Below are 24479 nucleotides of genomic sequence, written 5' to 3' on the forward strand. Positions count from 1 at the left end.
GAACCCGTCCTGCGCAGCGGCGGTTTTGTCTATATGCCGTTTCGACAGGGCTTATTTCGGCAGAACATATATATATACGATTTCTTCACTTCCTTGATAAATTGAACACGGTATGCTCTAAACCGTTCCCAATATTTCATACAGTTAAGGACAGGCTATGAGTAAGATCTATGAAGACAACTCGTTAACAATCGGTCATACGCCGCTGGTTCGACTGAACCGCATCGGTAATGGACGCATTCTGGCGAAAGTTGAGTCACGCAACCCAAGCTTCAGCGTCAAATGCCGTATCGGTGCCAATATGATTTGGGACGCAGAAAAACGTGGCATTCTTAAACCCGGCATTGAACTGGTTGAACCTACCAGCGGCAATACCGGTATTGCTCTGGCCTATGTCGCCGCGGCGCGCGGTTACAAGCTGACGCTGACCATGCCGGAAACCATGAGCGTGGAGCGCCGCAAGCTGCTGAAGGCTCTGGGTGCTAACCTTGTGCTGACCGAAGGCGCGAAAGGCATGAAAGGGGCTATTGCTAAAGCCGAAGAGATTGTCGCCAGCAACCCGGACAAGTTCGTGCTGCTGCAGCAGTTCAGCAACCCGGCCAACCCGGAAATTCACGAAAAAACCACCGGCCCGGAAATCTGGGAAGATACCGATGGTGAAGTCGATGTGTTTATCGCGGGCGTGGGTACCGGCGGTACGCTGACCGGCGTCAGCCGCTACATCAAAAACACCAAAGGCAAGAAAGAGCTGATTACCGTTGCGGTTGAGCCAACCGACTCCCCGGTAATCGCTCAGGCGCTGGCCGGTGATGAAATCAAACCCGGCCCGCACAAGATTCAGGGTATCGGTGCAGGTTTCATTCCGGGCAACCTCGATCTGAACCTGGTTGACCGCGTTGTTGCCATCTCCAATGAAGAAGCGATTTCTACCGCACGTCGCCTGATGGAAGACGAAGGTATTCTGGCCGGAATCTCCTCCGGTGCTGCGGTGGCCGCGGCGCTGAAACTGCAGGAAGATGAAGCCTTCGCCAATAAAAACATTGTGGTGATCCTGCCGTCTTCCGGCGAGCGTTATCTCTCCACCGCGCTGTTCGCCGATCTGTTCACTGAAAAAGAGCTGCAACAGTAACCAGCGACGTGCAGATTTGCTTAAAAAAGCACCCGATCGGGTGCTTTTTTGTGGAGTCCGTCAAACTTTTACCATCCTGCAGATTGCTTTTACCCTCCAGTGTCTGGTATTTAAGCTGCCAATTATTTTGATCCGTAAAATTAATCGCCGCGTGACCTGGATCGTGCTGAATCGTTTTACTGATTTGGCGCACTGCGGTAAATAGCGGCATAATGTAACGTGGAAAGGCGAGATGTGAATCGCGGATTTTCTCTCTGTCTGGCTTCCACTTTACCAGCGCATTTTTTGGCGAGTCTTTGTACCAGGCCAGCGCGACTCATACCGGCTAAGGTTCCGGCTTTCGCCTGAACTTTAGGCCTACAACACCAAACCAAATTAAGTTGGGGAAATATAATGTTCCAGCAAGAAGTTACCATCACTGCACCAAACGGCCTTCACACCCGCCCTGCTGCTCAGTTCGTTAAAGAAGCGAAAGCGTTCTCTTCTGAGATCACCGTGACCTCTAACGGCAAATCTGCCAGCGCGAAAAGCCTGTTCAAGCTGCAGACTCTGGGTCTGACTCAGGGTACTGTTGTAACCCTGTCTGCTGAAGGTGAAGATGAGCAGAAAGCGGTTGAGCATCTGGTTAAACTGATGGCCGAGCTCGAGTAATCACGGTCGTTTTTCCATCATCCAGCGTAACGCTCTGGCTGAATATATCCGCGTTGCTCCCTGCCACACAGCGGCAGGATAAAAGTAAACGGATATACTGTAGGTATCTTGATCGCGGACAGCATGTCCGCGTTATCGCTTTAATAAAATATCCAGAAGCTGACAAGACAGGCCACAGGCACAGCCAGGCTCGCTGAGTGAATTAACCGATGCAGTCATCAGCGGTTCATCGCCTTCGATGATTATCAGAGACAGGAAAGGTAGGGTTATGATTTCAGGCATTTTAGCATCACCGGGTATCGCTTTCGGCAAGGCTCTTCTGTTGAAAGAAAATGAAATTGTCATCAACCGGAAAAAGATTTCTGCCGATCAGTGCGATCAGGAAGTTCAGCGTTTTCTTGATGGTCGTAAAAAAGCTGCCGTGCAGCTGGAAGCGATCAAAATCAAAGCCGGGGAAACCTTCGGTGAAGAGAAAGAAGCGATCTTCGAAGGCCACATTATGTTGCTGGAAGATGAAGAGCTTGAGCAGGAAATCATTACCCTGATCAAAGACGAGCACGCTACCGCTGATGCTGCCGCCTATTCCGTCATTGAAGGCCAGGCTAAAGCCCTGGAAGAGCTCGACGATGAATACCTGAAAGAGCGTGCCGCAGACGTCCGCGACATCGGTAAACGCCTGCTGCAGAATATCCTGGGCCTGCACATCGTTGATCTGAGTGCAATCAATGAAGAAGTGCTGCTGATTGCCAAAGATCTGACCCCGTCAGAAACCGCACAGCTGAACCTGAACAAGGTGCTGGGCTTTATCACCGATATCGGTGGCCGTACCTCACACACCTCCATCATGGCGCGCTCTCTGGAGCTGCCGGCCATCGTGGGTACCGGTGATGTGACCAGCCAGATTAAAAACGACGACTTCGTGATTCTGGATGGTGTAAACAACAAAGTTTACATCAACCCAACGGCTGACGTGATTGATGAACTGAAGGCGGTTGCCCATCAGTACACGTCTGAAAAGAACGAGCTGGCCAAGCTGAAAGACCTGCCGGCGATCACCCTTGATGGTCATCAGGTTGAAGTCTGCGCCAACATCGGGACCGTGCGTGACGTTGCCGGTGCCGAGCGTAACGGTGCTGAAGGCGTGGGCCTGTACCGTACCGAATTCCTGTTTATGGACCGCGACTCGCTGCCGTCTGAAGACGAGCAGTTCCAGGCGTACAAAGCCGTAGCCGAAGCCGTCGGCGCGCAGGCGGTGATTGTGCGTACCATGGATATCGGCGGTGACAAAGATCTGCCGTATATGAACCTGCCGAAAGAGGACAACCCGTTCCTCGGCTGGCGCGCGATCCGTATCGCCATGGACCGTACCGAAATTCTGCATGCGCAGCTGCGTGCCATTCTGCGGGCTTCCGCGTTTGGTAAACTGCGCATCATGTTCCCGATGGTGATTTCCGTTGAGGAAGTGCGCTTCCTGAAGAACGAACTGGAAACCCTGAAAGCCCAGCTGCGTGAAGAAGGCAAAGCCTTCGACGAGAGCATTGAAGTGGGTATCATGGTGGAAACACCAGCGTCCGCGGTGATTGCGCACCATCTGGCAAAAGAAGTTGATTTCTTTAGTATTGGGACAAACGATCTGACGCAGTATACTCTGGCTGTCGATCGTGGTAACGATCTAATCTCCCATCTCTACAATCCGATGTCTCCATCCGTTCTGACGCTGATCAAGCAGGTTATTGATGCTTCTCACGCAGAAGGTAAGTGGACCGGTATGTGCGGTGAGCTGGCAGGCGATGAACGTGCTACACTACTGCTATTGGGAATGGGGCTGGATGAATTCAGCATGAGTTCCATTTCTATTCCACGCATCAAAAAAATTATTCGTAATACGAATTTTGAAGACGCGAAGGCGCTAGCAGAGCAGGCTCTGGCACAACCAACAGCGGACGAGTTGATGAACCTGGTCAACAAGTTCATTGAAGAAAAGACACTCTGCTAAGGCCCGGAGACGGCTGGCCCAATATTACTGCTTAGGAGAAGAACATGGGTTTGTTTTCAAAACTTTTTGGCGATAAGTCAGATTCTGCATCCGGCGCGATTGAAATCGTTGCCCCCCTGTCAGGTGAAATCGTCAATATCGAAGACGTACCGGACGTAGTGTTTGCAGAGAAAATTGTTGGCGACGGTATCGCTATCAAACCTTCTGGCAATAAAATGGTGGCTCCCGTTGATGGCACCATCGGTAAAATTTTCGAAACCAATCATGCGTTTTCCATCGAGTCCGACAGCGGTATTGAGCTGTTCGTTCACTTTGGTATTGATACGGTAGAGCTGAAAGGCGAAGGCTTTAAGCGCATCGCTGAAGAAGGTCAGAAAGTGAAGAAAGGTGACGTGGTCATCGAATTCGACCTGCCTTTACTGGAAGAGAAAGCGAAATCAACGCTGACCCCGGTTGTCATCTCAAACATGGACGAAATCAAAGAGCTGACCAAGCTGACCGGCAGCGTGACCGTCGGTGAGACACCGGTTATCCGTATCAAGAAGTAAGACACAGATACCACCAGAAAGCCCCCTGAGCAATCAGGGGGCTTTTTTTATGGCTGGCTGTCGGTGAGTGCGTCGCGCAGCGTCAGCGACACGGCAGGTGAATCCATTAAGTCCAGCTGCTGCTCCAGATGGAGTAAGTGTTCTAGCATCAGCGCGCGGGCAGCATCACCCTGCCCCGCCCTCAGCGCATCCAGCACGGCACAGTGCTCATCACACTGCGATGCCGGCGTGTCATTGCGCTGATAAAGCGCGACAATCAGTGAACTGCGCACCATCAGGTTCGCCAGAATTTCACTCAGTACCTGGTTATCGCTGATTTTTGCCAGCAGCAGATGAAAAGCGCTCAGCTCGCGAATGATATTGCGGCGATCTCCGCTGACCAGCGCACGCTGTTCCGCCTGCTGATGCGCCTCAATCTCCGCACTGAACTGCGCCAGTTTCTCCACGCTGATCCCGGCGATAATCGCATCCTCTACCGCCCGACGGGCGATAAACACCTCACGCGCCTCTCTGGCACAGGGCTGCGACACCTTTGCACCGCGATTCGGCGAGATCGTGACGATATGCTGCAGGGCCAGGCGCTGCAGCGCCGCCTGAACATGATTACGGTTTGCTGAAAGGACCTCGACAATCTGGGCCTCAATCAACCGTGTACCGGGCCTGAGCCGGTGCTGGGCGATAGCAATCGATAATGCGTCAACGATACGTTGAACTTCCTGCTGCCTGCCGCTGGCCAAACTGCTCATGCCTTAACCTCAAATCTGAAATATCATCCATCGCCGTCACGAAACAGGCGCAGGGTTTAAACCACCCAGTGCGGCAGCCGAAGCGTCAGCTCCAGCCCCCCTTCGCGGGCATTGATGGCTTTGACTTCGCCCTGATGCGCCATCACCACCTTGCGGACAATCGACAGGCCAAGGCCATATCCCTTACCGGAAAGCGGCGAACTGACGCGCACAAACGGGTCGAAAATACTGGAAAGCTTATCCGGCTCCACGCCTGGCCCCTGATCGCGCACGATAATCGTCAGCCATGCCCCCTCCTGGCGCAGCGTAATGGTCACCTGCTGCCCCTGAATGGAGAAGCGCAGCGCGTTACGCACTACGTTCTCGACGGCAGAGCGAATCAGGTTCGCATCCCCTTTCACCGTGTAATCCTGCTGCGAATCCGCATTGAGCAGAATTTCCACGCCGGGGACCTGGGCCTCATAGCGCGCATCGTTGGTGACCGCTTCCAGCAGGCCGAGCAGGTCAAAATACTGCTCATCGGGGATCTTCTGCTGCTCGGCGCGGGAGAGCGACAGCAGCTCGCCGATCATTTTGTCCAGCCGCCGGGCCTCTTCATCAATGCGGTCCAGCGAGCTTTCCACCGAGGCGGGCGTCTGCCGCGCCAGTCCGGTTGCCAGCTGCAGTCTGGCCAGCGGCGATCTCAGCTCGTGGGAGACATCATGCAGCAGCTCCTCGCGGGCGCTGACCAGCACCGACAGGCGTTCAACCATTGCATCAAAATCGCTGGCCACCGCCGACAGTTCATCGTGACGGCGGCGCATTTTAGGGTACAGCCGCACCGAAAGATCGCCGGTCGATACCCGGGCAAAACCCTCCCGCAGCTGTCGCATCGGGCGCGTCAGGTTCCAGGCAAGAAACAGGCTGAACAGCAGCCCGCAGAAACCACCGACGATAAACAGCGGCTCGGGCATATTGAGAATACTGCGGGGATGGCGGTTCATCTGGCTGTCGCGGCGCAGCCCGGCCACGTCGTAACGTAGCTGGTAGTAGTTGCCGTCGGCTCCGGTTACCCATTCCACCACCTGCTGGGGAAACTCACGGGAGGCCATATCGCGGCTCAGCTCATCCTTGGGCACATTCAGCGGCAGGGCGTCGACCTGCTGAACCGAGAAGAAGCGGCGATCGCTGTCGGGCCAGTCGATCATCATATCCCGCAATGCCTCCGGCCCGCCGTTTTGCAGCACCGATACAGCCGAGGTCATTTGCAGATTAACGATGCGGCGGGCTGCCAGGTTTTCCGGCGGCTCGCGATGATTGCCATACAGGCTGAAACCCAGCCACATCAGCTGGGTAATCGCAATGTAGGTCAGCCAGAAACCCAGCAGGATCTTCCAGAACAGGAAACCGCGAAATCGCGAGGTCATCGGATGCGGTAGCCGATGCTGCGTACCGTTTCGATATTGATCGTATCGTTAGTCAGTGCAGCCAGCTTCTGGCGAATATTGCTGATATGAACGTCCACGCTGCGGTCATAGGCTTCACGCGGGCGGCCCAGGCCTTTCTCAGACAGCTCATCTTTTGACACCACGCGGTCCGGCGCACGCAGCAGTAAATCAAGCAGGTTGAATTCAGAGGCGGTGAGATCGAACGGCTTATTCTGCCATTCGCTGATGCGGGTGGCCGGATTGAGCGTCAGCGCTCCCCAGCTAATCACGTCCTTGTTTTCCACCGCGGCGGGCTGCTCTTCAACGCGGCGCAGTACCGCGCGCAGGCGGGCGACCAGCTCACGGGGATAGCAGGGCTTCGGCATGTAGTCATCGGCACCCATTTCCAGGCCGATCACGCGATCGATGTTGTCCCCTTTCGCCGTCAGCATAATCACCGGCAGGCGGCTGTTCTGCCGCACCTGGCGCAGCACGTCAATCCCGCTCATATCGGGCAGCATAATATCGAGGATCATCGCGCTGTATTCGCCGGACAGCGCACCGGTTACGCCCGCTTTACCGGTCAGCACCAGCGAGGCATCAAACCCTTCGGCAATAAGATACTGACTGAGCATGGTGCCCAGCTCAAGGTCGTCATCAACGAGTAAAATTTTCATCGGGGATCTCTTAGTGATACAGCCGCTATTTTCGCCTGTCCGAAAATAATCCGCAGCCGGTTTTACCTAATCCTTACAGTATGGCAAATCCGGCAGTGAACGTACGGCGGGTTTTGAGCCCCCGAATGGCAAAAAATTCCGCACGGTGAAAAAAATCGTCGCGAAATCAGTACACGCCGGTGGAGAGATAACGGTCGCCGCGATCGCAAACGATCGCCACCACCACACTGCCGGGGTTCGCCTGAGCAATACGCAGCGCACCAGCCACCGCGCCGCCGGAGCTGACGCCGCAGAATACACCCTCGCGCCGGGCCAGCTGCCGCATGGTATCTTCCGCTTCCCGCTGCGACATATCCATGACGTCATCGACCAGCTCCGGGCGAAAAATACCGGGTAAATAGGCCTGCGGCCAGCGGCGGATACCGGGGATACTGCTGCCCTCGGAAGGCTGCAGGCCGATGATTTGTACACTTTCACTCTGCTCTTTCAGGAAGCGGCTGACGCCGGTAATCGTACCGGTGGTCCCCATGCTGGAGACGAAATGCGTGACCCGGCCTTCAGTCTGCTGCCAGATTTCCGGGCCGGTGGTGCGATAGTGGCCCAGCGGATTATCGGCGTTATTAAACTGATCGAGCACCTTACCCTCGCCGCGTGCCGCCATTTCACTGGCGAGATCGCGTGCGCCCTCCATGCCCTGCTCGCGGCTGACCAGAATCAGCTCGGCGCCGTAGGCGCGCATCGCCGCCTGGCGCTCAATGCTCATATTATCCGGCATCAGCAGCTTGAGAACGTAGCCTTTCATCGCCGCGATCATCGCCAGCGCAATGCCGGTATTGCCGCTGGTCGCTTCAATCAGCACATCGCCTGGCTGGATCTCCCCGCGCAGCTCGGCCTGCTGGATCATCGACAGCGCCGCACGATCCTTCACCGATCCGGCGGGATTATTGCCTTCCAGCTTCAGCCAGATTTCGCTGCCGTTATCCGGGCCAAGGCGCTGAAGCTTAATCAGCGGAGTGTTACCAATGGTCTGTTCGAGAGTGGTCAATGTCCGGTTCCAGGCATGAAATGACAGGGGCCGGAAAAATCCAGCCCCTGTGGGTAAAAGAGTCAGCTAAGAAAAATATCAGGCGCTTTGCGCAAAGGCAACGGGTCTCAGCGGCGTATCACCATTATACAGGCGCGCCTGCTGCAGTCCGACAAACAGGCGCTCGCCGCGAACGGGCGTCGACTGCTCGCCTTCCAGCACCACGGTGACCGGCTCGCTGCTCCAGCCCGCAGGCTGAACCACCAACTGCCAGTAGTGGCCGCGCGGGCTGACTTCCAGAATCTGCACCGGCAGCGGCGTTTGCAGGCTGCTCTGGCGGCTGACGTCGATTTCCCACGGGCGCAGGAACAGCTCCACTTTGCCCTGATGCGCAGAGGCGTAGCCCAGCGGCCACTGATGTGCGCCGACGTGGAACTGCGAACCGTGAATTTCACCGTCAAAGCGGTTCACTTCGCCGAGGAACTCCAGCACAAAGCGGGTGGCAGGGTCGCGCCACACTTCGTCCGGCGTGCCCACCTGCTCGATATTGCCCTGGCTCATCACCACCACGCGATCGGCGACTTCCATCGCTTCTTCCTGGTCGTGGGTCACAAAGACGCTGGTGAACTTCAGCTCTTCATGCAGCTGACGCAGCCAGCGGCGCAGCTCTTTACGTACCTGCGCATCCAGCGCGCCGAACGGCTCATCCAGCAGCAGAATCTGTGGTTCAACCGCCAGCGCACGGGCCAGCGCCACGCGCTGTTTCTGACCGCCGGAGAGCTGTGCCGGGAAGCGCCCGGCAAGATGGGACAGCTGCACCATCTCCAGCAGGCGGGTGACTTTCTGTTTAATTTCCGCCGCCGACGGGCGCTCGCGGCGTGGCAGCACCGTCAGGCCAAAGGCGATGTTGTCGAACACCGTCATATGGCGGAACAGCGCGTAGTGCTGGAAAACGAAGCCTACCTGGCGATCGCGCGCGTGTACGCGGCTGACGTCTTTGCCGTGGAAGCTCAGGCGGCCGCTGTTCTGATTCTCCAGCCCGGCGATAATGCGCAGCAGGGTGGTTTTTCCCGAGCCGGACGGCCCCAACAGCGCCACCATCTGCCCGGAAGGGATATCCAGGGAAATATCGTTCAGGACTTTCGTCTTACCGAAGGATTTATTGATGTTACCGATTTCAATGCTCATTATTCCCCTCCTGTTGCAGGCGGTGCTGCTGGCTTTCTAAGCGCCACTGCAGCGCACCTTTCAGAAACAGTGTGACTATCGCCATCAGGGTCAGCAGTCCGGCGGCGGTAAATGCCCCCACGGTGTTGTAATCCTGATGCAGTAATTCTACCTGTAGCGGCAGCGTGTAGGTTTCGCCGCGCACAGAGCCCGAGACGACCGACACGGCACCAAATTCACCGATGGCGCGGGCGTTGGTCAGCACCACGCCGTAGAGCAGCGCCCAGCGGATATTGGGTAGTGTGACGCGCCAGAACATTTTCCAGCCGGATGCGCCCAGCAGCACCGCCGCCTCATCTTCATGGCTGCCCTGGCTCAGCATTACCGGCACCAGCTCGCGAACCACGAATGGACAGGTGACAAAAATGGTGACCATTGCCATCCCCTGCCAGGAGAACATCAGCTGAATGCTGTGAGCATCCAGCCAGCCGCCGACGGGGCCGTTCACGCCCCAGAACAGCAGATACATCAGACCGGCAACCACCGGCGAAACGGCAAACGGGATATCAAACAGCGTCAGCAGCAGCTGGCGGCCCGGGAAGTTAAAACGCGTCACCAGCCAGGCCAGCAGCGTGCCGAATACCAGGTTGACCGGCACGACGATCAGCGCAATCAGCACCGTCAGCCAGATCGAGTGCAGCATATCGCTATCCTGCAGGTTGCTGAACGTCGCCATCAGCCCGCTGGAGAGCGCTTCGGTAAAGATGGCAATCAGCGGCACCACCAGCAGCAGCAGAGAAATCAGCATGCCGAGGCCAATCAGGATCCACTTGCCCCACTGAATGCGTGCGCGACCCACGCCTTTAAATTCGCTGACATCCGCCATTAGTGGCCTCCCAGACGACGGCCAAAGCGGCTTTGTAAGGTGTTAATCGCAAACAGCAGCAGCAGCGACGCGGCAAGGATCACCGAGGCGATGGCGCTGGCCGCCGGATAATCAAATTCCTGCAGGCGGACAAAAATCATCAGCGAGGTCACTTCCGTTTTCCACGCGATGTTGCCGGCGATAAAGATCACCGCGCCAAACTCGCCGAGGCTGCGGGTAAATGACAGCGCGGTTCCCGCCAGCAGTGCCGGAGCGACCTCCGGCAGCACCACGCGGCGGAAGCTCTGCCACGGGGTTGCGCCCAGCGTTTCGGCCGCCTCTTCGTATTCCGGGCCTAACTCTTCCAGCACCGGCTGCACCGTGCGCACCACAAACGGGATGCTGGTAAAGGCCATCGCCACCGCGATACCCAGCCAGGTATAAGAGACTTTAATTCCAAACTGCCCGAGCCACTCGCCGTACCAGCCGTTCACCGAGAACAGGCCCGCCAGCGTCAGGCCCGCCACCGCCGTCGGCAGCGCAAACGGTAAATCCATCAGGCCGTCGAGAATGGCACGCCCCGGAAAGCGATAGCGCGTCAGGATCCACGCCATCAGCATGCCAAAGGCGGCATTGAAAAGGGATGCGACCCCCGCGGCAAGCAGCGTCACTTCATAGGCCGCCACCACCTGGGGATTGGTGATCACTTCCCAGTACTGTGCCAGCGTCATCTGCGACAGCTGCATCAGCAGCGCGCTGATGGGCAGCAGCAAAATTAAACAGGTGAAAAACAGGCTGCTGCCGAGGCTGATGCCAAATCCGGGCAGCACGCGCTTACTGGTTGCAAACATCCGGTTACCGCCCTGCCGCTAACAGCTTGTCCAGCTCGCCGCCGTTGGCGAAGTGAACTTTCATCACCTCTTCCCAGCTGCCGAACGCATCGGAGACGCGGAACAGATCGGTTTGCGGGAAGCGGTCTTTATGCTCGGCCATCAGCTGCGGATTGTTCACCCGATAGTAGAACTGGGTAATAATCTGCTGCGCCGCAGGCGTGTAGAGATAGTTCAGATAGGCTTTCGCCGCATCGGTGGTTTTGTTGCTTTCGGTATTTTTATCGACCCACGCCACCGGGAATTCAGCCAGGATATTGGTTTTTGGCACGATCACTTCGTAACCGTCCTTTTCGTACTGATTACGGATAGTGTTCACTTCCGACTCAAAGCTGATCAGCACGTCACCCAGGCCGCGATCGACGAAGCTGGTCGTGGCTCCACGGCCGCCGGTATCAAACACCTCGACGTTTTTCAGGAACTGGGTCATGAATTTTTCGGTTTTGGCTTTATCTTTGCCGTCGGCACGATCCGCCGCGCCCCATGCCGCCAGATAGGTATAGCGTGCATTACCCGAGGTTTTCGGATTAGGGAAGATCAGCTTAACGTCGTCACGCACCAGATCGTTCCAGTCGTGGATATTCTTAGGGTTTCCCTTACGCACCAGGAAGGCCATGGTGGAATAGAACGGTGAGCTACTGTTCGGCAGGCGCTGCTGCCAGTCAGCCGGGATCAGCTTGCCTTTATCGTGCAGTACCTGCACGTCGGTCACCTGGTTGTAGGTCACCACATCGGCTTTCAGCCCCTGCAGGATAGCCAGCGCCTGGCGGGAAGAACCGGCGTGGGACTGCTTGATGGTCAGCTTGTCGCCCGGATGCTGTTCATCCCACTGTTTTTCAAACGGTGCATTCAGGGCGGTAAACAACTCGCGAGAGACATCATAAGAGCTGTTCAACAGCTCCGTGGCCTGCGCGGCACCGGCAAGCAGTAACGAGAAAGCAGTCGCGCTGACTAATTTTTTCACCGTCGGTAACGTCATGTAGCACCCTGAAGAGAGATGGAAAGGCTTACGCCTGAAGTGCCTTCAGTTTATTTATAACCCGGGTAAAAGCTGTAACGGTTTTATATACCGTTTGGTGATTTGCAAGCAGAAAACGCTATAAGGGTGTGGAATTGATTATGCAGTGGGCGGGAATGCTCTGCCGAAAATGAGACTGGTGAGCACTGCGGTGAGTTGCATAAGCTCCTGCTTTAAAACGCCGGGACAGGAATCTCCCCGGCATCTGATAAAACGCGGTAGCCGATGCTTGCGCGGCGGCTGCAAACAACATGACAACAGTCTTTATCCGGCCCAGCGGAAAGCAACAGCGCCGGAGGCAACACGGCTTACAGCGCGGCCAGCTGCGACAGCGACGGCGCGTAAAAGTAGCTGCCGGTGAGGGGTTTAGTAAAGCGCAGCATCGCATCATATTTGCCGTCCGCTTCCCCAAACATGCTCAGCAGCTGCTGCTCGATGTTATACAGCGTCGCGCAGTAGGCGAGGAAGAACAGGCCGTTAACGCCGCTGGCGGTGCCGTAAGGCAGACTCTGGCGCAAAATCTTCAGCCCTTTCCCCTCTTCTTTCAGATCGACGCGGGCCACGTGCGAGGTGGCCGGGCGGGCATCGCCTTCCAGCTCTTCGTTGCTCTCTTTGGTGCGGCCCATAATCTGCTCCTGCTTTTCCACCGCCAGGCGGTTAAACATTTTCAGATTGTGCTGCCAGCGCTGGCTGAGCACATAGCTGCCGCCCGCGTTCTCGCCGCTGGCAATAATCGCTACCGCTTCACGCTGCTCGCCCTGCGGATTTTCCGTGCCGTCAACGAAGCCGCTGAGATCGCGTTCCTCCACCCAGCGGAAGCCGTGAGTTTCCTCTTCAATACGGATGGCGTCGCCAAAGGCAGCCAGCGCGGCCTGAGCCAGGCTGAAATTCACATCGTGGCGCAATGACTGAATATGAATAAGCAGATCGCGCTGGGTAGCGGGGGCGATGCCTTTGCCCAGCGGCTGGAAGTCTTTCAGCTCTGCGGTGCTGTTAGCCGGGCTGAGGTCGTTCCACAGGCCGCTGCCGAAGGCAATCACCGCGCCCAGCCCCGCATCGGAATAACGCTCCTGCAGCAGTGAAAGCTGCTGAAGGAAAAGGTGGCAGCCGCTACGTATCGCGGCAATATCACCCTGGCACATGGCTTCAAGATAAATAGCAAAACGGCGGTGTTCTAACAAAATCCCGCTCTGGAAATCTGACATGCTGTTAGCTCCTGGCTTTCAGGTTATATCTGGTCGGTTTTTAGGCCAGTATGATACCTGAAGGCAGCGCCAGGAGCCTGCTTAAGCGCAAGATAAATGTGGTTTTTAGTCGGCGTTCTGGCTGTGCCAGATAATTTTACTCACCGTCCAGTTTTTCAGCGTGTCATCCGCCGGCATCAGCCCCTCAGGCCCGTGCCAGTCGCCGCTGAACACATAGCTGATATGCTGGCTGTTCGGTGCGCGGCACTCTACGTTCTGGCGATCCGAGCCGGTGCCCTTTTTACAGGACTCAAACGCCTTGCTGAACAGATCGCTGAAGCGGGTGCCAATTTTCACGCCGCTGTCGGTTGCCACATCCTTATCCATTACCTCAATGCGGCTGACGGTAGTGCGACCGCTCAGCTCCATCTGAACCTGCTTGCTGTCATCCAGCGCCTGCCAGAAGGAAACTACGCTACCGTCGACCATGCGCATACCGTTACGCAGCGTATACTGTCCCTTCAGCCCCTCCTCGATCGCTTTCTGCTGCAGCGGCGTGCTGCCGTTTACGCCGCCCACGCCCTGCTCGGTCACCTGAAGCGAGGAGCCAAACCAGTTAACGGGATTCAGGCCGGACCAGGACCAGGATACCGGGTTCCACCAGGTGGACTGGCTGGCGCCGCCCGTCTGACTGCCGGATCCGGCGCAGCCCGCCAGTAAAAGAGTGGCGATCAGTAGCGCCGGGCGAAGATTATTCATTACAACTCCTGGATTCAGTAGCAAAACGTCCGAACTGCTTTGAGTCGCGGATTGCCAAAAAGTTTAACCGGCGGGACGGATGTCGCTAGTGATTTTGCGTTGGATCAAAACAATCCGCCAGCCGCCGCTGACGCCACAGGGCAAGCAGGCCCAGCACATCAAGCAGAGAGACAAACATCACCAGCGGTGAGCTGAGATCGTCCTGCTGCCAAAGCGACACGCCCTGCAGAAGCAGCATCACCGCCAGCGTGGCCATCAGCACCCAGCGCAACGCCTGCCAGAGCCGAGGCAGCCGCTGGCGATAGCCGGTCAGCAACAGGCCGACTGCCGCCGGCACACCCAGCCCCAGGCCGAGCCAGAAGGTGTGCGTATCGGGATAGAACAGCTCAAGCAGCGCAGTACCCTGCTGACGCGAAGCGCCGGCCATCACGAACAGCACCCAGGTGCGCGCCTGCAATAATAGAATCGCCCAGAAGCTCAGCGGCAGGCGCAGCTGGCCACGAGCGTCGTAGTCATCGGGGGTGTATTTCAGCATAAAGATCGGGGGAATCAGTACTCGCGATCTTCAATAAGCCGCTTACCCAGCAGCACGCTGTCAACGGTTTCATAGTCCAGCTTCTCGTAAAAGCCCTGCACCGCGTCGTTCTCTTCCCGCACCATCACGTGGATCTTCGGGCAACCCCGTGCAATCAGCTTTTTCTCCAGCCGGTTAATCAGCGCGTTGGCAAAGCCACGGCCCTGATAGTCGGGATGAACGCCAAGATAATAGGCCGAACCGCGGTGACCATCGTAGCCGCCCATAATCGAGCCAACGATTTCGCCACCGACGACAGCCACCAGGAACAGGTCAGGATCGTGGTTCTGTTTGCGTTCAATATCCATCTCAGGATCGTTCCAGGGACGTAACAAATCGCAACGCTCCCAAAGGGTAATCACTTCTTCAAAATCATCCTGCCGAAATACGCGGATTTCCATGGGAATAGACCTAAGGTTAAGCATAATCTGCTGATTATCACGCATTCTTCTGCTGGTGCAAGCCTGACGATTGCGTACGGATAAAAAAATAATAAAAACGTCATTAGCATGCTGAAATAAAAAGTAAAAAGATGAAATAGCTCACTTCTCGCCGCCCGGGCATTGTTACGATATAACAATAAGCACTTTTTGCTTCAGGATTATCTTATGAAAAAGATTGTTCAGCTCCGGCCACTCAGCTCGCGTCGGCAGTTTATCCTTTCCAGCCTGGCACTGATGCTGATGGCACGCAAATCAGTACAGGCTAAGGAGGAGGATGTCACCCTCAGGGTCACCTCCCACCCGCAGCAGGCGCCAGTTTCACCGCATCCTCCGCGCCCTGCCAGCGGCAAAAAAATTGTGATGATCGATCCCGGGCACGGCGGTATTGATTCCGGTGCGGTGGGGCAGGAAGGATCGGAAGAGAAGCATATCGTTCTGGAAATCGCTAACCATATCCGCCATCTGCTGAGCGAGCATCCGCATATTGATGTGCGCCTGACGCGTGAGACCGACCATTTCATCCCGCTCGGCGAGCGCGTGGAGATTGCCCACCAGCACGGCGCGGATCTGTTTATGTCAGTACATGCCGACGGCTTTACCAGCCCCGCCGCTAACGGCGCTTCGGTGTTTGCGCTTTCCAATCGCGGCGCCAGCAGCACCATGGCGAAGTATCTGTCAGAAAAAGAGAATGCCGCCGATAACGTGGGCGGCGTGGAAGTGGCCACCAAAGACCGCTATTTGCAGCAGGTGCTGTTCGATCTGGTGCAGACCGACACCATTAAAAACAGCCTGACGTTGGGCAGGCACGTGCTCAATCAGATCCGTCCGATGCATCACCTGCACAGCCAGCACACCGAACAGGCGGCATTTGCCGTGCTGAAGTCGCCCTCCATTCCTTCCGTACTGGTTGAAACCTCGTTTATTACCAATCCGCAGGAGGAAAAGCTGCTGGGAACCACCGCGTTTCGTCAGAAGATAGCCGGGGCGATCGCTGACGGCATTGTCAGCTTTTTTAATGAGTATGATACGGGCAGGCGCATGGGCTGAGGTATACTCCGTCGGTCTTTATGCTAAAAGGTTAACTCATGAACGTACCTGATATCGCCGTGGTCAAACGGTTCCTGCTGGAACTGCAGGATAACATTTGCCAGCAGCTGTCCCTGGCGGACGGCAGCGCCAGCTTTACCGAAGACGGCTGGGAGCGCCCCGGCGGCGGCGGCGGGCGCAGTCGTGTTCTGCGTAACGGCAGCGTTTTTGAGCAGGCCGGGGTCAACTTTTCACACGTTCATGGCGACGCGATGCCCGCTTCGGCCACCGCCCATCGTCCCGAGCTGGCCGGCCGCAGCTTCCAGGCGTTAGGCGTGTCGCTGGTGATCCACCCTGAAAATCCTTATGTACCGACCAGCCACGCCAACGTGCGCTTCTTTATTGCCGAAAAACCCGGCGCGGATCCGGTCTGGTGGTTTGGCGGCGGTTTCGATCTGACACCGTTCTACGGTTTCGAAGAGGATGCGGTGCACTGGCATCAGACCGCTTTCGATCTGTGCCAGCCGTTCGGCAAAGACGTCTATCCCCGCTACAAGAAGTGGTGTGACGATTACTTCTATCTGAAGCACCGCGACGAACAACGCGGCATCGGCGGCCTGTTTTTTGACGATCTCAATACGCCGGACTTTGACAACGGCTTCTGCTTTATGCAGGCGGTGGGCAACGGCTTCCTGGACGCCTATCTGCCGATTGTCGCACGCCGTAAAGCGCTGGTATGGGGCGATCGCGAGCGTCAGTTCCAGCTTTATCGCCGTGGCCGCTATGTTGAATTTAATCTGGTGTGGGATCGCGGCACGCTGTTTGGCCTGCAAACCGGTGGCCGTACCGAATCCATTCTGATGTCGATGCCGCCGCTGGTCCGCTGGGAATATGATTACCAGCCGGAAGAAGGCAGCCCGGAAGCCGCGCTTTATCGCGACTTCCTGCCGGTGAAAGACTGGCTTAAACGTGATTGAATGACTGAGTGATTGCGATAGTGGAAGGCCGACAGAATTACCGCGAATTCCATCGGCCTCCACTTTTGCTCCGCAACTAAATGAACCTACGGACGCCCTGATTTACCACTTACAGCGGTGCCGTCTGCGCTTCCACTACCGCCAGCGCCACCATATTCACAATGCGCCGCACCGATGAGATAGGCGTCAGCACGTGTACCGGTTTGGCAATGCCCATCAGTACCGGCCCCACCGTCACCCCGTCCGAGCAGGAAACGCGCAGCAGGTTATAGCTGATCCGCGCCGCCTCGACGTTCGGCATAATCAGAATATTGGCCGCCCCTTTCAGCGGGCTGTCCGGCATCAGGTCATTGCGGATACTCTCCACCAGTGCCGCATCACCGTGCATTTCCCCATCGATTTCCAGATCGGGCGCACGCGCCTTCACCAGCGCAAGGGTTTGACGCATTTTGCAGGCCGCCGGCGCGTCAGAAGCCCCGAAGCTGGAGTGGGACAGCAATGCCACCTTAGGCTCAATACCGAAGCGGCGCACGGTTTCCGCCGCCATCAGCGTCAGTTCGGCAAGCTGCTCCGGCGTCGGGTCTTCATTGACGTAGGTATCGGCAATAAACGTGTTTCCGCTCGGCAGCTCCAGCGCGTTCATCGCCCCGGCAACCTTTACGTCACCGCGGAAGCCAAAAATCTTCTCAACCACGGCATAATGCTCTTTATAGTCGCCGATGGTGCCGCAGATCATCGCGTCCGCCTCGCCGCGGTGAACCATAATGGCCCCGATCAGCGTTGGATTACCGATAACCGCGCGCTGTGCCTGCTGAGGGGAGACACCGCGGCGTTTCATAATCTGATAATACTCGCCCCAGTACTCTTTAAAGCGCGGATCCGATTCATTGTTGACCACCTCAAAATCTTTCCCCAGCTCGATTTTCAGCCCCAGCTTCTGCAGGCGCATTTCGATCACGCTCGGGCGACCAATCAGAATCGGTTTCGCCAGCCCCAGCGTGACCAGCTCCTGGGTCGCGTGCAGCACCCGGGCTTCTTCACCTTCGGCCAGCACCACGCGTTTGGGATCCTTGCGCGCCTGTGAGAACACCGGCTTCATAAACAGATTGGTTTTATAGACAAACTCGGTGAGTTTTTCGCGATAGGCGTCAAAGTCGGTAATCGGCCTGCGCGCCACGCCGGAATCCATCGCCGCTTTGGCCACTGCCGGTGCAATCTGCACAATCAGGCGCGGGTCGAACGGTTTTGGGATCAGATATTCCGGCCCGAAGGAGAGTTCCTGATCGCCGTAGGCTGACGCCACGACATCGCTTTGCTCGGCCAGCGCCAGGTCGGCAATGGCGTGCACTGCCGCCAGCTTCATCTCTTCATTAATCGCCGTGGCACCCACATCCAGCGCACCGCGGAAGATAAACGGGAAGCATAAAACGTTGTTCACCTGGTTTGGGTAATCAGAACGACCGGTGCAGATGATCGCGTCCGGACGCACTTCCTTCGCCAGCGGCGGCAGAATTTCCGGCTCCGGGTTAGCCAGCGCGAGGATCAGCGGATCGCGCGCCATTTTTTTCACCATCTCCGGGGTCATCACTTTCGGCCCGGAGCAGCCAAGGAAAATATCGGCATCGGCAATCACATCATCCAGCGTGCGCTTGCCGCTATCCACCACCGCATAGGCCGCTTTGGTTTCTGCCATATTGGCTTCGCGCCCCTGATAGATCACGCCTTTCGAATCACAGACCACGATATTGTGCTTCTGCATCCCCAGCGCCACCAGCAGGTTCATACAGGCAATAGCCGATGCACCGGCACCGGAAACCACCAGCCGCACGTCGGAAATTGTCTTCTTCACCACGCGCAGGCCGTTCAGCACTGCAGCGGTACAGATAATCGCGGTGCCGTGCTGATCGTCATGGAACACCGGAATTTTCATCCGCTCGCGTAGCTTCTGCTCAATATAGAAACACTCCGGCGCTTTAATGTCTTCCAGGTTAATGCCGCCAAAAGTGGGTTCCAGCGCCGCCACAACATCGATAAGCTTGTCCGGATCCAGCTCATCGACTTCGATATCAAACACATCAATCCCGGCGAACTTTTTAAACAGCACGCCTTTGCCTTCCATCACCGGCTTACTGGCCAGCGCGCCAATATTACCCAGCCCCAGCACCGCGGTACCGTTAGAAATTACCGCAACCAGGTTCGCACGGGCGGTGTATTTATCCGCCGCCTGCGGATCCTCAGCGATTTCAAGGCAGGGTGCCGCCACGCCGGGAGAATAGGCCAGGGCCAAATCGCGCTGCGTGGCCAGCGGCTTGGTAGGGGAAACCTGAATTTTGCCCGGAACGGGAAACTGATGAAAATCGAGCGCACTCTGTTTTAACTGGTCGTCCATTAACGCGTTCCTTTTTCTGTAGGTACAAACGTCCCAGTATAGAAGTGGCAAAGCAGTGAAAAACTTGAGGCAGCCCACATCGTTGATACCGCGTGGGCGGAAAAACAGGCAGTTCGTGCGTTAAATGTGATGAGTGAGAGCGGACCGTCTGGTTCAGTCCGCCAGAGCAGCAGGTTATTTGGTCATATTCAACAGGGTACGGATATTCTGCGCTGTGGTGGCGATAATATCGATAGCACCGGTTCGCAGCGCGCCGAGGATCGCCATCGCCTTGGTGTTTTCAGAAGCAACAGCAATAACGCAGGGGATTTTGCGCAGCTCGTCGATGCTCAGGCCAATCACCCGATCGTTCATCACCGTATCCACATGCTGCCCCTGGGCGTTGAAGAAGTCGTAGCCCGCCACATCGCCAATGACGCCCTGATTCAGGCTGGCATCGATAATCTCGTGAGGCGTAAACCAGCCCAGTTTCACCATATAGCTGTTTTCGTTCATGTCGCCAATGCCCACCAGCGCCACGTCAGCCTTGCGGGCGCGGTCCAACGTCTCTTTGATGGTGCCGTTTTGCATGAAGGCATCTTTAAGCGCCCGATTTTCGACATAGGCCGGGGCATACAGCGTTTCGCTGATACCGCCGAACTTTTTCGCCAGCCGGCGGCTGATATGGTCAGCATTAATCGCATCGCCGGGCCGGTGAGTTCCGCCGATACCGCTGATGAAATGGCAGTTGCGATTGGGTACGCTACCGGGATGATCGGCTACGGCGGCCACATTGCGCCCCTGACCCACTGCCACGACCGCGTTATCTTTTAAGGTCTGCGAAAGATGCATCGCCACCAGCGCCGCAACCTGCCGCCGCTGCTCTTCATCGTCGTGATGGTCAAGCGCAATGAGCGCACGCTGCAGCGAAAAACGTTCGAGCAGCTGCTGCTCCAGCCGGGTACTGAATACCGGATGATAACGCACGTTGATTTCAACGATGCCCTCTTCCTTCGCACGCTTTAACAGACGCCCGACTTTGATGCGGGAGATACCGAACTTTCGCGCAATCTCTTCCTGGGTAATCTCGTCCTGATAGTAAGCGACAGCGATTTCTGTCAGCAGCTCGGTATCCTGAGATAGCGTGTTTTTTTCCATCCGGGCAGTCGTCTCTCTGTCTGAGTCGTGCTGTTTGCGCAGGGGTATTCCTGCCGCGATCAACGTCAATTATCACACAAAGAGCGGCATTCAGCCGCTCCTGATGCGCGTGACGGGCTGCTAATTTATACCATTTTACGGCCCGCACAGATCGGATTTTTCTTGCCCTGCCGCTCAGGCCACTTCAGCCAGCAGCTGCTGCCGGGCGGTGGCCGCCATCTGTTCCAGCAGCAGGCAGCAGGATACCGCTCCGGCATCCAGCACGCCGCGTGAACGTTCGCCCAGCCGGCTGGCGCGTCCGATCTTCGCCACCAGTTCTTTCGTGGAGTCACGGCCCTCACGGGCGGCTTCACGCATCGCCTGCAGCATCGCCGGATAGCCTTCAGCCGCTCGGCGTTCGGCCGTCTCAACCGCCGGGATCAGGGTATCCATCAGGCATTTGTCGCCTACGCCCGCCTCGCTGATATCCTGCAGCTCCGTCAGCCCCGCCCGCAGCATAGCGGCAAAATCATCAACGGTCAGAGAGGATTTGCTGCGAATATTATCCGCCATCCCCATAAAAAAACTGCCGTACAGCGGCCCCATCGAGCCGCCAATGCCTTCCATCAGCGCGTCGGACAGCGTATCAAATGCCTCAGCCAGCGACTGCCGTTCGTTAAGCTTTTCACCACAAAGACTGAAACCTTTCGCCATATTGATACCGTGATCGCCATCGCCGATAGCCCCGTCAATCTCACTGAGATAGTCACGATTATTTTTAATCACCTTCACCAGTTCGCTGACCAGCAGGCTGCCGTGCTGCGTTGAAAGTTGCGTCATCATTTTATTCTCCCAGCGTCAGACCGGGTGCCTGTGTTGGCAGGTCAACCAGCTTTTTCAGTTCATCATCAAGGGTCATCAGCGTCAGCGTGACGCCCATCATTTCCAGTGAGGTAAAGTAGTTACCCACCAGCGCGCGGTGAACGCGAATGCCTTTTTCGGCCAGCAGCTTTTCCACCTCCGCATAGTAAATATACAGTTCCATTACCGGAGTCGCCCCCAGGCCAGAGACCAGTACCACTACTTCCGGCGGGGGTGAAGCGGCCTGCTCGGCAAGCACAAAGTTAAGCATGGTCGCGGCCATCTCTTTTGCGCTCTGGGTCGGGATCACTTCAATGCCCGGCTCACCGTGGTGGCCAATGCCGATCTCCATCGTGCCGGGTTCGATATGAAAGTTAGGTTTCCCCACCGCCGGGATAGTACAGGAGCTCAGACCCGCACCAATCGAGCGGCAGCGGTCGATGGCTTTCTGCGCTACGGCGATCACCCCATCCAGATCGTATCCCTGCGCTGCGGCGGCCGCGCCTACTTTCCACATCAGGATCTCGCCCGCCACGCCGCGACGCCGCTCAATTTCGCCGATCGGCGCGGATGCCACATCGTCATTCGCCACCACGGTTCTCACGGTAATCCTGGCGGCGGTGGCTTTTTTAATTGCCATTTTCACGTTCATATTATCGCCGGCGTAGTTGCCGTACAGGCAGGCCACGCCCGCGCCGCCGTCCGCCGCTTTGAACGCATCAAGGAAAGCCCCTGCCGTCGGCGAAGAAAACACTTCACCAATGGCTACAGCATCCAGCATGTTTTTTCCCACGTAGCCGAGAAATGCCGGTTCATGGCCGGATCCGCCGCCGGTCACTACGCCGACTTTACCTGCAACCGGTGCCTGCGGGCGTTTGAGCACTCTTGGATTGTCGGTGGCCTGATAGATGTCTGGATGGGCTTTCAGGTATCCCCGGATAGCGTCCTCTACAACATAATCAGGATCGTTAATAATGCGATTCATCTGTCACTCCTGTTAGCAAAATTCTGACTTCAGCAAATGGTAAAACCGCCATCAACCACCACGTTGGCACCGTTCATCATTGCCGCACCGGGGCTGGCAAGGAACAGCGCCGTGGCAGCAATGTGCGCTGGCTCCGCAAACCGACGCAGTGGGATCTGCTTTTTATGCGCCTCGCCGGCTTCCCCTGCCCAGGCTTTCGCCCCCAGCTCGGTCAACACCACCGTTGGCGAAATCGCATTGACGTTAATGTTGTGCGGTCCCCACTCCAGCGCCAGCACCTGGGTCAGCCCGACCACCGCCGCTTTGCTCGCGCAGTAGGCCAGATGCTGGGGCAGAGCCACCACGCTGGCCTGCGAGGCCATATTGATAATGTTGCCGCTTTTCTGCCGCAGGAAGTGCCGCCCCACCGCCTGTGAAACGAGGAAGGTGCCCTTCAAATTGATGTCCAGGGTACGGTCCCATGCCTCCTCGCTTAAAGATTCCGCGGGTGCCAACAGGGCAACGCCCGCACAGTTCACCGCAATGTCCAGCCGACCAAAATGCCCGACGACCCGATCGACGGCCCGATCAACCTCCTGCCGCTGAGTGACATCCACCGCCAGGCCAATTGCGCGATCCGCATCCAGCGCTCTGGCAATGTCGGCTACCGCCGGGTCACGGTCGAACAGCGCCACGCGTGCGCCATGCTGTAAAAAACATTCGGCAATCGCATGACCAATTCCCGCAGCACCGCCGGTAATGAGGGCCACTTTGCCCGCTAATTCTGTGCTCATCATAGTGCTCCTTTCTGTTTGATTAACCCGGTATCGGGGGCGGCCGCAGGGGCTTCCCCCGCAGGCAGGGTGACGAATTTCATCAGTACCGCCGCCAGCAGATAAAGACCGGTGTAAATCCAGATCACCCCGCTGGCGCCAAACGGCCCGATAAACAGGCCGACCACGGCCGGGCCAACGAAGGTGCTTAACCCGGCACCAAGATTAAGAATCGACATTGCTGCACCCTTATTTTCCGGCGCCAGTGACGGCATCAGCGCGGAAAGGGGGACGAAAGCGGCCAGGCAGGCGCCAAACAATCCGGCGATAGCGATAGTGGCCAGATAGTTTGCACCCAGCCACTGTGGCATATAGAAGAACAGCACCGTGGTGATGGCACAGCCGATGCAGCCGAACCACATCACCACGTTGCGCCAGCCAAGGCCGTCGCTGATGATGCCGAAGAGCAGGTTAAAGATGATATTGACGCCCCACAGCGCGGCATACATATGCAGCCAGTCGGTGCGGGTGAAGCCGAAATCCATCATGTAGGTCGGCATAAACACTACGAAGCCGTATGCCGCAGAGGTGTTTATGGTGCGGACAATACCGCCGAGGCCGATTTTGGGCTTTTCAAAGGCAATGGTGATGCCCTTCAGCACGTAAGCCAGCGAGGGCTTCTCGCGCCGTGCTTCCGCCTCGTCTTTCCCACGATTAAGGAACAGCGCAATCATCGCGCCCAGCAGGACAAAGATCAGCGCGCTCCACAGCGTATGGATCTCTCCCAGTATCGGCAGCGCGATACTGGAGTACAGCACACCAAGCACGCTCAGCCCGCCGCTGTAAACGAACCAGAAGATGCCCACCGCCGAACCCAGCCGATCGCGCGGTGCCTCATAGGCCACCCAGACCAGGAAGCCGTAGGCAAACAGGGGGTAACCCAGTCCGCGGAGCGCATAGGTCGGGATCATGGTCATCAGATGATTACTGGGCAGACCGATGGTCAGGAACATGACCGAACCGATCATAAACAGCACCAGCCCCGCCAGCATCACCCGCTTTGCGGTATAGATTTCGGCCAGCACGCCGGAAAACCACGCGGCAATGGCGGCAGCGAAGCCGTAAACGCTGAACAGCAGCGCGGACTGCTGAACGGTCAATCCTTTTTCAATCAGGTAAGGCGAAAGCCAGCCCTGCTCAAGCCCCTCCCCCATCATAAAAATCAGTACGCCCGCGTAGCCCAGCATCAGCCTGGGTGACAGCCCCGTACGCGCAATCATTCGTTGTAACATTGTA

The 24479-nt window shown here is 56.9% G+C and carries 24 protein-coding genes; 6 read left to right on the forward strand and 18 right to left on the reverse strand.

Annotation, left to right across the window (positions count from 1 at the left end; genetic code table 11):
• Positions 1–157 precede the first annotated feature (157 nt).
• The 4 genes from cysK to crr all read left to right on the forward strand — a co-directional run bounded on the left by cysK (position 158) and on the right by crr (position 4324).
• Positions 158–1129: a cysteine synthase A gene (gene cysK / locus PGH32_RS12165; RefSeq protein ID WP_105593309.1), complete on the forward strand. Its 972-nt coding sequence runs from the start codon at positions 158–160 to the stop codon at positions 1127–1129.
• 393 nt (positions 1130–1522) lie between these two features.
• Positions 1523–1780: a phosphocarrier protein Hpr gene (ptsH, locus tag PGH32_RS12170; protein WP_048915267.1), complete on the forward strand. Its 258-nt coding sequence runs from the start codon at positions 1523–1525 to the stop codon at positions 1778–1780.
• Between the two features lie 268 nt (positions 1781–2048).
• The gene (ptsI, locus tag PGH32_RS12175; protein WP_337894152.1) at positions 2049–3776 is read left to right on the forward strand and encodes a phosphoenolpyruvate-protein phosphotransferase PtsI; all 1728 of its coding nucleotides are present in this window, start codon (positions 2049–2051) and stop codon (positions 3774–3776) included.
• Positions 3777–3820: 44 nt separating this feature from the next.
• Positions 3821–4324 carry a PTS glucose transporter subunit IIA gene (gene crr, locus PGH32_RS12180; protein ID WP_105593306.1) on the forward strand — a complete coding sequence of 168 codons (504 nt, stop codon included), beginning with the start codon at positions 3821–3823 and terminating at the stop codon, positions 4322–4324.
• A gap of 47 nt (positions 4325–4371) precedes the next feature.
• On the opposite strand, the gene PGH32_RS12185 is transcribed toward crr, so the two are convergent.
• The 12 genes from PGH32_RS12185 to PGH32_RS12240 all read right to left on the reverse strand — a co-directional run bounded on the left by PGH32_RS12185 (position 4372) and on the right by PGH32_RS12240 (position 15035).
• The gene (locus tag PGH32_RS12185) at positions 4372–5070 is read right to left on the reverse strand and encodes a GntR family transcriptional regulator (protein ID WP_337894153.1); all 699 of its coding nucleotides are present in this window, start codon (positions 5068–5070) and stop codon (positions 4372–4374) included.
• 56 nt (positions 5071–5126) lie between these two features.
• A complete protein-coding gene (locus PGH32_RS12190; protein WP_314423101.1) occupies positions 5127–6476 on the reverse strand; it encodes an ATP-binding protein in 1350 nt (449 codons plus the stop codon).
• Entirely contained in the window at positions 6473–7153 is a 681-nt protein-coding gene (locus PGH32_RS12195; protein ID WP_314423099.1) for a response regulator transcription factor, read from the reverse strand. Before PGH32_RS12195 ends, PGH32_RS12190 begins: the two co-directional genes overlap by 4 nt.
• Before the next feature lie 166 nt (positions 7154–7319).
• Complete coding sequence (gene cysM, locus PGH32_RS12200; RefSeq protein WP_314423096.1) at positions 7320–8198, reverse strand: cysteine synthase CysM; 879 nt, start codon at positions 8196–8198, stop codon at positions 7320–7322.
• Between the two features lie 78 nt (positions 8199–8276).
• Entirely contained in the window at positions 8277–9365 is a 1089-nt protein-coding gene (cysA, locus tag PGH32_RS12205) for a sulfate/thiosulfate ABC transporter ATP-binding protein CysA (RefSeq protein ID WP_314423094.1), read from the reverse strand.
• A complete protein-coding gene (gene cysW / locus PGH32_RS12210; protein WP_123337667.1) occupies positions 9355–10230 on the reverse strand; it encodes a sulfate/thiosulfate ABC transporter permease CysW in 876 nt (291 codons plus the stop codon). The genes cysA and cysW overlap by 11 nt, the downstream gene beginning before the upstream one ends.
• On the reverse strand, positions 10230–11060 hold the full coding sequence (cysT, locus tag PGH32_RS12215) for a sulfate/thiosulfate ABC transporter permease CysT (RefSeq protein ID WP_314423090.1): 831 nt from the start codon (positions 11058–11060) through the stop codon (positions 10230–10232). Before cysT ends, cysW begins: the two co-directional genes overlap by 1 nt.
• A gap of 4 nt (positions 11061–11064) precedes the next feature.
• Entirely contained in the window at positions 11065–12078 is a 1014-nt protein-coding gene (locus tag PGH32_RS12220; protein ID WP_314423087.1) for a sulfate ABC transporter substrate-binding protein, read from the reverse strand.
• A 347-nt stretch (positions 12079–12425) separates the two neighbouring features.
• Positions 12426–13322, reverse strand: coding sequence for a Dyp-type peroxidase (locus PGH32_RS12225; protein WP_337894154.1), 897 nt, complete (start codon positions 13320–13322; stop codon positions 12426–12428).
• Between the two features lie 105 nt (positions 13323–13427).
• Positions 13428–14060, reverse strand: coding sequence for an RpoE-regulated lipoprotein (locus tag PGH32_RS12230; RefSeq protein WP_337894155.1), 633 nt, complete (start codon positions 14058–14060; stop codon positions 13428–13430).
• A gap of 85 nt (positions 14061–14145) precedes the next feature.
• Positions 14146–14595, reverse strand: coding sequence for a DUF2919 domain-containing protein (locus tag PGH32_RS12235; RefSeq protein ID WP_337894156.1), 450 nt, complete (start codon positions 14593–14595; stop codon positions 14146–14148).
• 14 nt (positions 14596–14609) lie between these two features.
• Positions 14610–15035, reverse strand: coding sequence for a GNAT family acetyltransferase (locus PGH32_RS12240; protein ID WP_314423075.1), 426 nt, complete (start codon positions 15033–15035; stop codon positions 14610–14612).
• A 207-nt stretch (positions 15036–15242) separates the two neighbouring features.
• Here PGH32_RS12240 and amiA point away from each other — a divergent pair, with 207 nt between their 5' ends.
• Both amiA and hemF read left to right on the forward strand, forming a co-directional pair.
• Positions 15243–16124, forward strand: a complete 882-nt coding sequence (gene amiA / locus PGH32_RS12245) for an N-acetylmuramoyl-L-alanine amidase AmiA (RefSeq protein WP_314423072.1) — start codon at positions 15243–15245, stop codon at positions 16122–16124.
• A gap of 38 nt (positions 16125–16162) precedes the next feature.
• Positions 16163–17080, forward strand: coding sequence for an oxygen-dependent coproporphyrinogen oxidase (gene hemF / locus PGH32_RS12250; RefSeq protein ID WP_337894157.1), 918 nt, complete (start codon positions 16163–16165; stop codon positions 17078–17080).
• A 109-nt stretch (positions 17081–17189) separates the two neighbouring features.
• Here hemF and maeB read toward each other — a convergent pair whose 3' ends face one another.
• From maeB to PGH32_RS12280, 6 genes are all read right to left on the reverse strand, one after another.
• Positions 17190–19469, reverse strand: a complete 2280-nt coding sequence (gene maeB, locus PGH32_RS12255; RefSeq protein WP_314423066.1) for an NADP-dependent oxaloacetate-decarboxylating malate dehydrogenase — start codon at positions 19467–19469, stop codon at positions 17190–17192.
• 174 nt (positions 19470–19643) lie between these two features.
• Positions 19644–20606 carry a sugar-binding transcriptional regulator gene (locus PGH32_RS12260; RefSeq protein WP_314423065.1) on the reverse strand — a complete coding sequence of 321 codons (963 nt, stop codon included), beginning with the start codon at positions 20604–20606 and terminating at the stop codon, positions 19644–19646.
• A gap of 174 nt (positions 20607–20780) precedes the next feature.
• Positions 20781–21428: a dihydroxyacetone kinase subunit DhaL gene (gene dhaL / locus PGH32_RS12265; RefSeq protein WP_337894158.1), complete on the reverse strand. Its 648-nt coding sequence runs from the start codon at positions 21426–21428 to the stop codon at positions 20781–20783.
• Between the two features lies 1 nt (position 21429).
• Positions 21430–22431, reverse strand: a complete 1002-nt coding sequence (locus tag PGH32_RS12270) for a dihydroxyacetone kinase subunit DhaK (protein ID WP_337894159.1) — start codon at positions 22429–22431, stop codon at positions 21430–21432.
• 29 nt (positions 22432–22460) lie between these two features.
• Positions 22461–23207 carry an SDR family oxidoreductase gene (locus PGH32_RS12275; RefSeq protein ID WP_443112754.1) on the reverse strand — a complete coding sequence of 249 codons (747 nt, stop codon included), beginning with the start codon at positions 23205–23207 and terminating at the stop codon, positions 22461–22463.
• Complete coding sequence (locus PGH32_RS12280) at positions 23204–24475, reverse strand: MFS transporter (RefSeq protein WP_337894161.1); 1272 nt, start codon at positions 24473–24475, stop codon at positions 23204–23206. Before PGH32_RS12280 ends, PGH32_RS12275 begins: the two co-directional genes overlap by 4 nt.
• Positions 24476–24479: the final 4 nt, after the last annotated feature.

It is taken from the genome of Erwinia sp. SLM-02, from assembly GCF_037450285.1.
In the GTDB taxonomy this organism is placed as follows: domain Bacteria; phylum Pseudomonadota; class Gammaproteobacteria; order Enterobacterales; family Enterobacteriaceae; genus Erwinia.

What these genes read in the sequence shown, in the direction of transcription:
- PGH32_RS12195 (WP_314423099.1), bottom strand. Translation starts at nt 7,153, where the DNA reads ATGAAAATTTTACTCGTTGATGACGACCTTGAGCTGGGCACCATGCTC.
- PGH32_RS12270 (WP_337894159.1), bottom strand. Translation starts at nt 22,431, where the DNA reads ATGAATCGCATTATTAACGATCCTGATTATGTTGTAGAGGACGCTATC.
- PGH32_RS12260 (WP_314423065.1), bottom strand. Translation starts at nt 20,606, where the DNA reads ATGGAAAAAAACACGCTATCTCAGGATACCGAGCTGCTGACAGAAATC.
- PGH32_RS12240 (WP_314423075.1), bottom strand. Translation starts at nt 15,035, where the DNA reads ATGGAAATCCGCGTATTTCGGCAGGATGATTTTGAAGAAGTGATTACC.
- cysA (WP_314423094.1), bottom strand. Translation starts at nt 9,365, where the DNA reads ATGAGCATTGAAATCGGTAACATCAATAAATCCTTCGGTAAGACGAAA.
- ptsI (WP_337894152.1), top strand. Translation starts at nt 2,049, where the DNA reads ATGATTTCAGGCATTTTAGCATCACCGGGTATCGCTTTCGGCAAGGCT.
- amiA (WP_314423072.1), top strand. Translation starts at nt 15,243, where the DNA reads ATGAAAAAGATTGTTCAGCTCCGGCCACTCAGCTCGCGTCGGCAGTTT.
- maeB (WP_314423066.1), bottom strand. Translation starts at nt 19,469, where the DNA reads ATGGACGACCAGTTAAAACAGAGTGCGCTCGATTTTCATCAGTTTCCC.
- PGH32_RS12225 (WP_337894154.1), bottom strand. Translation starts at nt 13,322, where the DNA reads ATGTCAGATTTCCAGAGCGGGATTTTGTTAGAACACCGCCGTTTTGCT.
- PGH32_RS12185 (WP_337894153.1), bottom strand. Translation starts at nt 5,070, where the DNA reads ATGAGCAGTTTGGCCAGCGGCAGGCAGCAGGAAGTTCAACGTATCGTT.
- dhaL (WP_337894158.1), bottom strand. Translation starts at nt 21,428, where the DNA reads ATGATGACGCAACTTTCAACGCAGCACGGCAGCCTGCTGGTCAGCGAA.
- PGH32_RS12190 (WP_314423101.1), bottom strand. Translation starts at nt 6,476, where the DNA reads ATGACCTCGCGATTTCGCGGTTTCCTGTTCTGGAAGATCCTGCTGGGT.
- cysT (WP_314423090.1), bottom strand. Translation starts at nt 11,060, where the DNA reads ATGTTTGCAACCAGTAAGCGCGTGCTGCCCGGATTTGGCATCAGCCTC.
- hemF (WP_337894157.1), top strand. Translation starts at nt 16,163, where the DNA reads ATGAACGTACCTGATATCGCCGTGGTCAAACGGTTCCTGCTGGAACTG.
- PGH32_RS12280 (WP_337894161.1), bottom strand. Translation starts at nt 24,475, where the DNA reads ATGTTACAACGAATGATTGCGCGTACGGGGCTGTCACCCAGGCTGATG.
- cysW (WP_123337667.1), bottom strand. Translation starts at nt 10,230, where the DNA reads ATGGCGGATGTCAGCGAATTTAAAGGCGTGGGTCGCGCACGCATTCAG.
- PGH32_RS12275 (WP_443112754.1), bottom strand. Translation starts at nt 23,207, where the DNA reads ATGATGAGCACAGAATTAGCGGGCAAAGTGGCCCTCATTACCGGCGGT.
- PGH32_RS12235 (WP_337894156.1), bottom strand. Translation starts at nt 14,595, where the DNA reads ATGCTGAAATACACCCCCGATGACTACGACGCTCGTGGCCAGCTGCGC.
- PGH32_RS12230 (WP_337894155.1), bottom strand. Translation starts at nt 14,060, where the DNA reads ATGAATAATCTTCGCCCGGCGCTACTGATCGCCACTCTTTTACTGGCG.
- ptsH (WP_048915267.1), top strand. Translation starts at nt 1,523, where the DNA reads ATGTTCCAGCAAGAAGTTACCATCACTGCACCAAACGGCCTTCACACC.
- cysK (WP_105593309.1), top strand. Translation starts at nt 158, where the DNA reads ATGAGTAAGATCTATGAAGACAACTCGTTAACAATCGGTCATACGCCG.
- crr (WP_105593306.1), top strand. Translation starts at nt 3,821, where the DNA reads ATGGGTTTGTTTTCAAAACTTTTTGGCGATAAGTCAGATTCTGCATCC.
- PGH32_RS12220 (WP_314423087.1), bottom strand. Translation starts at nt 12,078, where the DNA reads ATGACGTTACCGACGGTGAAAAAATTAGTCAGCGCGACTGCTTTCTCG.